The organism is Gracilibacillus halophilus YIM-C55.5 (assembly GCF_000359605.1).
Lineage (GTDB): Bacteria > Bacillota > Bacilli > Bacillales > Amphibacillaceae > Gracilibacillus > Gracilibacillus halophilus.
In genome coordinates this window covers 1-9431 of record NZ_APML01000062.1, presented here as the reverse complement: position 1 = coordinate 9431, position 9431 = coordinate 1, and the positions used below count along the sequence as shown (strand labels likewise).

Genomic DNA, 9431 nt, shown 5'->3' with positions numbered 1-9431 from the left:
GCATGCCTCCCTTTTTGTTTACCTCCATTTATCATGATACTTAGCGTTTTATAAGCCCATTACATACTTTATGAAACTAAGATGGTTGGAACAACTAACCCGTTGACAATTTTTGTTATCCATCCATTAGGATCAATAATACCCTGAAATAAAAGAACTTAGTTTCACTTTACTCATTGACGATTTTCTAACCATTCCATACTTTCCTCTTGCGCCTTTTCTAGTGCTTCTTGTGCCGATCTTTCACCTGTTAGAGCAGCTTCCACTTCAGACGTTAGGATGAAACGAGGTTGAGAAGATGCCCAATGATATCGAGGAGTCGTATATGGTGTACTCATTGCCTCAATTGTTGGAGCCATTAGATTTTCAACTTCAGCATAGCTATCCCAGTTTTTCACAGATTTTATAGAAGGATTTCCATCAGTTTCTTCAAATATATATTTCTGTACAGTCTCACTCGTTGCAAACTTCATCCATTCCCAAGCTAATTCCTTGTTTTCACTGTCGGCAGCCATAGTGATAGGAGATCCAGCAAACATACCACCCATGCCGTCATCATTCTTGAATTCCTGAACAATCCCAATTCTGTCAGTTAAGTCTTGTGCTTTGGCTTGAATAATTAATCCGGGTCCTTGATTTAACATAATGCCAATATCATTGTCATGTGTTAACCATTTTTCTGAACCTTGATTACTCACTAGACCTTCTGGTGCATATTCTTGCATTTCAAGTAACCACTCAAGACCAGAGACCATTTCAGGACTATCGAATTCAAACTCAACTTCATCCCATGCAAAGCCTGTTCCCCATCTTCCATTTTGTCCTTCAGCAAGGTTAACTAATGTAAAAGCAGAAGACCAGTCACCTCGGAACCAGATGCCGTGGTTTTCCTCACCAGTTTCAGGATTTGTACCCGTCAATTGCTTTGCCTTTTCAGCAACTTCATCCATAGTAGGATATTCTGACAAATACTCTACTCCCCACTCATCAAATAGCTGTTTATCATAAGCAATAAAACGAGCATCACCCAAAAATGGTAAGCCATATACCTCTAATTCATCACTATCGGGTCCTAATGCCATCCAACCTTTCATCTGATTATCAATGAAAATATCAGTTGTGAACTCATCATCTTCCTCTATCCAAGGTTGTAGCGGTTCAAGCAGTCCTTGTGCTGCGAAGTCTGCGATACCAGGCATTTGATACACATCTGCGTCGCCAGAGGTTAACATTGCTTGTGTTTTTTCCGTATACCCTTCCCACGGCATCAGTGTAAATTCAACAGTTGCACCAGGATGCTCGGATTCGAATTGATCTTTAATATCTTGTAAACCCTTTCTACTTTCACCAGTAGTTGGATCTGTTGAATCTTCCAAATCAAAGTCCCCGATCAATTGAACATTGATCGATTGACCTTCCCAGTTTTCTCCACCTTCAGAACTTGTTTCTTCTCCATTACCATTGTTTTCTCCATTCGTATCAGTACCTGCATCGGACTCTCCACCTGTTTCATCATCAGAACTACAAGCTGTCATAATAACCATTGAACATAGCAACGCAATCACTAACCATAGTGACCATTTGATTTTTTTCATTTTTTTACACCCCCGTTAATTAATAGACTGAATAGTTCACTGATAGCTGAGTTATCTATTCCCCCTTTACTCCGCTTAAAGCAATACTTTGAATAATGTATCTTTGTAAGAAGAGATACATTACGACGATTGGTATTATACTAACAGTGGCTAATGCCATCGTTAAACCACCTAAACTAGTACCATTCTCGAGTGAAAAACTTGCGAGATATAGTGGTACAGTGTGAAGCTCTTGATCGTTAAGAACTACTAATGGCCACATAAAATCATTCCAACTCCAAATAAAAGAAAGGATCACCATTGTTGCCGCAATCGGTCCAGCTAACGGCAAATAAACAGTAAAGAAAATACGAAATTCACCAGCTCCATCTATTTGTGCGGCTTCTCTAAGTGTGGTCGGCAATTGATCAAAGAATTGCTTACATAGAAAGATAAGCATCCCATTGATTACCGTTGGCAGAATTAATGGCCAAAAAGAGTTTAATAAACCAAAAGAGTTGAATAACGTATATAGTGGAATCAATCTTGGTTCCATAGGAATCATCAAGGTACATAATACTAAAATGAAAAGTAATCTTTTATATTTAAATGTTCCTTTCGAAAAGGCATAACCTGCTAATAAGGAAGCACCTACCTGAAGAGCAACAGAGCTTGTCGTTACTATTCCAGAATTAATATATGATTGAATCAAACGACCATTTTCAAATACAATTCCATAGTTAAATGATGAGATTTCCTCTGGAATCAGTTGTGGTGGAAAAGGCATCGTAATATTTGCATTTCGATCAAATCCTACACTCACCATCCATATAAAAGGCATCATTAACAGCATGCCAAATATTAACAGAATCACGAACTTTACTGTTCCAGTTAGTTTATCCATCGACTTTTGATTCATTTTCTTACCTCCTTTACCTCTACAAGTTCATTTTAGATACTTTTAAATTTATAAAAGTAAAGATTAAAATAATGATAAACATAATATATGTTGCTGCCGAGGCGATACCAAATTCAAATCCTGTAAAACCTCGTTCATAAATGAAGGCCCCCATGGTTTGAATTGAACGAGCAGGACTACCGTTCGACCACCAGCACATACACTTCATTAAAACGTTGCAAACCACCGATCCAACCTGTGATCAATAAAAAAGCGAAAGTACCTGACATATTAGGAATCGTGATAAATAGCCATTGTTGTATCCGACTAGCACCATCAATTCTTGCAGCTTCATACATCTCACTTGAAATCGCTTGCAAATTAGCTAAACAAATTATGATGACAAAACCAATCCAATGCCATACCGCTAATAGAATTACCCCCCATTTAGAGGTAGACGGATCTGAGAACCATGAAGATGTTGGCAAACCGATAGCATCTAAAGCATAGTTTGCAACTCCCATCTCAGGGTGTAATACAAATTGAAAGATCATCGCAGCTGCTACAATTGATGTTACATTCGGTAAGAAATAAACAACTTTAAAAAAGTTCTGACCTCTTCGAACCGAGTTAATCATAGATGCAAAAATGAATCCTAATGGAATAGTTATTGCAATTTGGAGGAATGCAATGAAGAATGTATTCCAGACAGAATTCCAAAATGTTTTAGATGTTAAAACGAGTTGAAAGTTTTTTAATCCTATGAAGTTTTCAATAGTACCATTTGATTGAAAAAAACTTAATCGAAATGATTCTAATATTGGATACACCATAAATAATAATATACCTACAAAACTTGGCAACAAAAATAGATACCACGAAAAAGTGGATTTTCTATTTTTCTTTTTAATAGTTTCTACATTTTCGTTAGACAATACGGATACATTCGTTCCCATTTCTGCTCTGTCTTTATTCAAGACTTTCCCTCCCTTTCTAAATCAGCTTTTTCTAATACAGCTAAATTCCTACTGAACATTCTGATTTTATATAATAATCAGGATATCGTGATTCAGAAATGTGTTACTGGACATTAGTTGCCCTAACGATTAAAGCGATTGTATAATATTACTCCTTTAACCAGTCGTGTTCCTTTCTCTCATTTTATTACGATAATCAGAAGGTGAAATTAAATAGCATTCTCGAAACTTTCGACTAAAATGTGAGGAACTATCAAATCCAACCTCTATTGCTATCTCTAATATCGATTTATTTGATTGCATTTCTAATAAATATTTTGCTCGTGCTAACCGACGATGCACTAAATGTTGCATAATGGTCATACCTGTGATGTCTTTAAATATTCTTGACATATAGTACTTACTGATATGAAGGGAACTAGCAATATTATCTAATGAAATATCATCTTGAAAATGCTGGTCGATCCATGAAATAATACGATTAACATGACAACTCTTTTCATTGTTGTCTAATGGAACACTATTTAATTTTCCTTTGCTTAATTCATATATTATAAATAATAATTCAATCAATAATGTCGAAATTTCCGCTTCCAATAAACGCTTTTGAATCTCCGTTTTATGATGATCTCTTTGCTGGATTTGTTTAATTTGCATTTTTTTAACCAGTTGCATTATTTTTTCATATACCAGCCTATCCACATTTCGTAATAATGAATTCGATAATTCATCGAAAGGTGACAGGAGCTCTGATGCATTCATCTTATCGAGAATCGGCCGAATCCACTCATCAGAAAATTCAATAACACTTCGTTCATATGGACAATTAGGTTCTGGTGAAGGTCCATGTAAACTCGAGCCATTCATAATAAATATGTCATTTTTCTGCAAATCAATAATGTCATCATTAATCAATAATTTACAATCCCCATTGTGATAAAAATAAATTTCATAAAAGTTATGAGAGTGGACAAAAAAATCTTGTTTTTGAAAATCAACATCAACCATTCGGTAGACAATATTAAACTTTTCAATTGACTCATATATATTTTCCATGACCTATCCCCCCTCGTTTTATGCATGCTTATAAACCATGTGAAACGATTCTAGAAGCTACTGAAAACCCACTCCACTAATTTTAAACATTGAAAATGCAATCCCAAATTTTAAAAAATTAAAAGCGGAGAAGAAAGAGAAACAGGTTTCGATTTTATAGAATATACAGTGCGGCATAATTTCAGAGAATGATCGATATTTTGATGCAGTGTTTGAAAAGAGTGTAGTTGGCGTTTCATATTGGTTACTAAAATCTTCAATTTATATATATCCTTCATAACCAACGGATTTCAGATCCTTTATAACTTGCTATCCATTCACAACACCTTTTTCTACTGGCATTCATTAATTGTTTCAACTTTTCCAATTAAACATCCGTTACATCAGGATCAATCGTACATTTATTGTTCTAGAAAAACTTGTCTGTTCGTTATTAAGCATGTTTGGTGTCTTTTAAATCGCCATTCATTACGTCATAACCTATTACTTTTATCAATAACAATAATTAATCTAGTGTTTTGTCATGAGCCATTACAGAAAATACAGAACACTTTCCCATTACCCTCCCTGTGAATGTAGACGTTTTCTTTATTACTTATTAAAATGGTACCAATTTTAAAGATTCAATGTTTAAATCTTATTGCTCTTCATTTGACTGAAATTGCTCAACCTTCTGATTAAATACATCAACAATTCGTCTGAGCTCTACTGTTCCCAACTATACAACATCATTCTCATATTGCTCTAAATGGTTTTTACGTTATTATATACGATAATATTTTACTCTCATAAGATTTACATAACATAGTGGAAGTGATGTTAGTCTAAGAATAGTGTAATCACATACACCTACAAAAGTTTTTAAATCAGGTTGCCTGAACAATTTATTTAATGATATGTAAAAAGCTTTAAGGGATCATTGGAATTGTTGAAACCCACTAATGTTAATAAGGGAAATACCGTGAATATACAATGGATCTTGGTTTTCGCATCCAATTATTTAGTATCGACTTCCATGGTATTTCTATCGTTTTATTCATATTGGCACATATTTCACCTTACTTGTTAAATCTAATAAAGAAATTCGTTTATAATACCTAACCGTTTAAGACACTAGTAAGCATGAAGGAATAATTGACTGTTTGGTAAAATACGTTTTCCCTTTAACATTTTAGGATTTGACTGTTATTACCTAGGCACCTTCTACTATTACCGATGTTTATAGATGTTATTACCTAAGATCACTTCACTGTTACCGAGGTTTTTAATGTTCTATAAGAATATAAATAAAGTTATCTCAGGAATTAAAATTATTTAGTTTTAAAAAAGAGGTTGGGGCAAAAAAGTTTTTAACAAAGAAAAACCCAAACTTAATTGGAATAACGGTCGGTGCATAAACCTGCTCTGGAAATAGTTAATTGTTCTTTTTTGGAATTGATTGTTTTTTGTTATGCCCCAACCTTCTTCTTAATTATTACTTTCAGTATGCTGTACTGTTTTATAAGCCTGATTTTTATGACTTGGAGTATTTGGATAACGTGGCTCTAATTTACCCATTTCTACAAGTTTTTTTATGTGGTTTTTTCTCAAACCACCGGAATCTCTTTTTAATAAATAGGCTAATTCATTTACAGTTAAAAATTGATTAGAACACAAAGACAATATTAAGTTTCTTAATACTTCAGGTTTTAGTCTTGATTTTTCCCGTGCTGGTCTTGCAATTCCCAACAGCCTCTTGTTCTCAGTAGGAATTTCTTCATTACTACCTAGGGCCTCTCTATTATTACCTAAGTTTTTTCTCTTATTACCTAGCTTTCCCCTCTATTACCGGGGCTTTCTTCATTACTACCTAGGTTATTGATATTCTCATCAATGTTTTCTTCATTACTAACACTTAGCATGTTTTCTTCATTATCTACAAAGGCATCAGAAAGTATATATGTTGTCCCACGTCCAAAACCTTGTGGTAATAATAAACCTTCTTCAACTAAGTTAGACAATATTTTATTTATTTCTGTTGAATGTTTGTTTGTCAAATCTTGCAAACGAACATTAGTCACATTTTTTTCTTGATAAGCAGTTACGAGTACCAATAGCTCGTCTGGTGAAAGGAGATGGGATCGGTCTTTTAAGGCCTCTTTTATATAAGACACAATTTCTTTGGGTAACAAGGAAGTAGGTAACAAAGTTAGGGTGGTTCTTTCCGGTTGAAACTCTTCCAAAAGTGCTGGTCTTTTCCAATGCTGTAGTTTCCAAGTAGTATGAATACTTTCTAACCCATATCCTGAACGCTCACCTAAACCAATTTGCGCAAACATCTTAAAGATCAGTGGGTTCCTCGGATCACTATTTCCACCAACTATTGCTTTTTCATAAGGCATTCTTAAAATGCCGGGATTAGAGAAACGGAAAAAGCTTTTTTTCTTTTCAATGACAATTCCCACTTCGCCAAAGTAATTTGCATGAATTATTGTATTTAGAACTGCCTCCCTAAGAGCTTTATGAACACGTGATTCAGTCTGCCGAATAAATTCATCCCCCTCTATTTGAAATGGAACGTCAATATCAGAGGTTATTTTACCAATGACTTTAAAGTAAAAGTCATATAAGTTTCCAGACCATGTTCCATCTTGAGAGGTAATCCGGTTGGACCACCGCTGCCCCGGAATATCAGAAAGTTTTTCTCTGTAATCCAAGAAATAGTGAGGAAAATAATCAGTTATAGACTTTTCCTCACCAAACATTAGTAACCCTCCAATTGTCAAACCTTCTTTTTTTGATACGCGATCCTTATTCCATCCACCTATTCTAGTTAGAAATTCTATGTCATCATGTTCATTCCACGTACTATCCGGTTTTAAGTTAGCAAACCTTTTACGGTAATTTTTTAGTGATTCCATATTAATGTCATTCATATCAAAATTCTCTAATATCTGACTATCTTGCGAAGAAGAAGATTGTTCCGCAATCATCCGTTGGACCTCTTTATCGCTACATTTGTAATCCCCTTCAAAGTTACGACGATATGTACCCACATAAGGGTTTTGCCCAACATAAACTGGTTTTTGTTGACGCATAGCTCTCGGAACAACAATCTTTAAAATGCTATTCCCATCAACTTCTAGAGGAACAACATCATCATTTTGTAGAATATTTGCACTTACTTTTTGAGGATTATTGATACTGTCCCAAAAATCCTTTTGAAGTTTAACTACATCGACGTCTTCAGGAAAAAACTCACCTTTTTCTTCTTTTACACCTAAAAGTATAATACCACCATTTGTATTAGCGAATGCAGAGTAAGAATACCACATTTCTTTGGGAACCTTACCTTTAGCCAGTTTACATTCAAGTTCTGCATCTTCACCACTATCAATAATAAGATCCAAAAAATCTGAATTATTCATTTTATCACCTCCATAAACATTTAAATATCCGGACATATAATTACTATCTCAATTTTACCCTAAAAACTATCTTGTTAGAAATATTATCTTTACATTTAGTACATTAAATCCTTACTTTTTTCCACCAAAATTACTTACATCTTCTTCAAAGCCTTCAACTGTTCCTCGTAAGAAGAGTCAACATATATCATCATCGATTCCACACTTTCATGCCTAGCAAGGCGCTTAATCACTGCAATAGCTGTTCCGGCATTTGCCAAATTCCTACAAAAGCTATAGCGGAAGTGGTGTGGAGTAATGTTTGTCATACTGTCAAGTTTACCATATTTAGTTAGCATTTTTTGAATCCCTCGGTCAGTAAACACACCTGTTCGTTCTGAAACGGCTCTAAGTCAAATGTTGGGGTTAGCGTTGCTCACTCCTCATTTATGCGACTCTTATATTTACTTGTTTATATTGATGATGACTTTGGTTTGGTTATTAATGCCTTCCACAAAGCCATTATGTAAATCATAGACAAAGCTATTTAGAATCTCTTTCTGCCAATTTTGAAAGGTATTGATAGCTCTTTCAAATTCCTTGATGCCTGCTGCCTTCACAAGATCATAAAATTGATATAACTGCTCTTTCACTTCTTGTAAGCCGTTTAGAGCCAACTGCTTTGCTGTTTCAAACCATAAACAATAGGCTTCTTTTAATTGATAGGCTTTCTTTAACTCATCTGATTTGTCTAAGTAATATTGTAAGTACCACAACTGCTTTGCCGTTAGATTTTCATGATGTTTATAGAATACATGGCGCATTCTTTTACACTTCTTACGATCATAATCATCAAATTCATTCTGAATTTTCCTTCGGACACGTTCTAAAGCCCAATAGATATAGCGACAAAAATGAAAACGGTCAGCGATCACCACGGGACCGCCTAATGCTTGATCAACAGCTGCTTTAAAAGATGAACTCATATCCATGACCACCACGTTGACGTTATCTCCATGTTGTTTTAAATAGTCCTTTACCGTTTCTTTTTTTCGGTCTGATAAAATATCTAATGGTTTTCTGTTGATCGGATCAGCGATCACCGTTTGAAACTTTTCTCCATCAGTATCTCCCTTGTACTCATCAATCGCAATGACTTCTGGCAACTGTTTTGTTTCGTTTAACATGGATGCACTTATGGCATCAAAGCGACGCATAACGGTTGTTGGTGAGGTATCAAAACGAGACGCAACATCTTTAAAGTTCTTGCCATGAATCAATTCCATACTTATCGCTTGTTTGTACTCGATGGATTGCCGTTGATAACGTTGAACCACAGTATTCTCTTCATAAAATCGTTTGCCACAGCCTTGATTAATACAGCTGTATCGACGCTTTCGATAAAATAAGACGGTACGTCTACTACATACCTGGTTATGCTGGATCTTCTGTATACGATAATCATGAATACGATCCGTCACCAATCCACAAGTTGGGCAACAATGCGGCTTCCTCTCTAATTCTACGTGAAGCTGATAGT

At 35.1% G+C, this 9431-nt stretch carries 7 protein-coding genes and 1 pseudogene; all 8 read right to left on the bottom strand.

Going from position 1 to position 9431, the window contains the following annotated elements:
* Nucleotides 1-173: 173 nt before the first annotated feature.
* Nucleotides 174-1595: an extracellular solute-binding protein gene (locus J416_RS12395; protein WP_003472829.1), complete on the bottom strand. Its 1422-nt coding sequence runs from the start codon at nt 1593-1595 to the stop codon at nt 174-176.
* Nucleotides 1596-1650: 55 nt separating this feature from the next.
* Nucleotides 1651-2493 carry a carbohydrate ABC transporter permease gene (locus tag J416_RS12390; protein WP_003472828.1) on the bottom strand — a complete coding sequence of 281 codons (843 nt, stop codon included), beginning with the start codon at nt 2491-2493 and terminating at the stop codon, nt 1651-1653.
* A gap of 176 nt (nt 2494-2669) precedes the next feature.
* Entirely contained in the window at nt 2670-3449 is a 780-nt protein-coding gene (locus J416_RS12385) for a carbohydrate ABC transporter permease (RefSeq protein ID WP_003472823.1), read from the bottom strand.
* Nucleotides 3450-3605: 156 nt separating this feature from the next.
* A complete protein-coding gene (locus J416_RS12380) occupies nt 3606-4505 on the bottom strand; it encodes a helix-turn-helix domain-containing protein (RefSeq protein WP_003472818.1) in 900 nt (299 codons plus the stop codon).
* Between the two features lie 1467 nt (nt 4506-5972).
* Entirely contained in the window at nt 5973-6233 is a 261-nt protein-coding gene (locus J416_RS16335; RefSeq protein ID WP_003472815.1) for a hypothetical protein, read from the bottom strand.
* An 80-nt stretch (nt 6234-6313) separates the two neighbouring features.
* The gene (locus J416_RS15165; RefSeq protein ID WP_003472811.1) at nt 6314-7912 is read right to left on the bottom strand and encodes an RNA-binding domain-containing protein; all 1599 of its coding nucleotides are present in this window, start codon (nt 7910-7912) and stop codon (nt 6314-6316) included.
* A 134-nt stretch (nt 7913-8046) separates the two neighbouring features.
* Nucleotides 8047-8277, bottom strand: a complete 231-nt coding sequence (locus tag J416_RS12365) for a tyrosine-type recombinase/integrase (protein ID WP_276116631.1) — start codon at nt 8275-8277, stop codon at nt 8047-8049.
* Nucleotides 8278-8373: 96 nt separating this feature from the next.
* A pseudogene (locus tag J416_RS12360) lies at nt 8374-9431 on the bottom strand (ISL3 family transposase); the annotation flags it as partial.

Excerpts from the sequence above, each read along its gene's own strand:
- J416_RS12395 (WP_003472829.1), bottom strand. The coding sequence starts at position 1,595 with ATGAAAAAAATCAAATGGTCACTATGGTTAGTGATTGCGTTGCTATGT.
- J416_RS12390 (WP_003472828.1), bottom strand. The coding sequence starts at position 2,493 with ATGAATCAAAAGTCGATGGATAAACTAACTGGAACAGTAAAGTTCGTG.
- J416_RS12380 (WP_003472818.1), bottom strand. The coding sequence starts at position 4,505 with ATGGAAAATATATATGAGTCAATTGAAAAGTTTAATATTGTCTACCGA.
- J416_RS15165 (WP_003472811.1), bottom strand. The coding sequence starts at position 7,912 with ATGAATAATTCAGATTTTTTGGATCTTATTATTGATAGTGGTGAAGAT.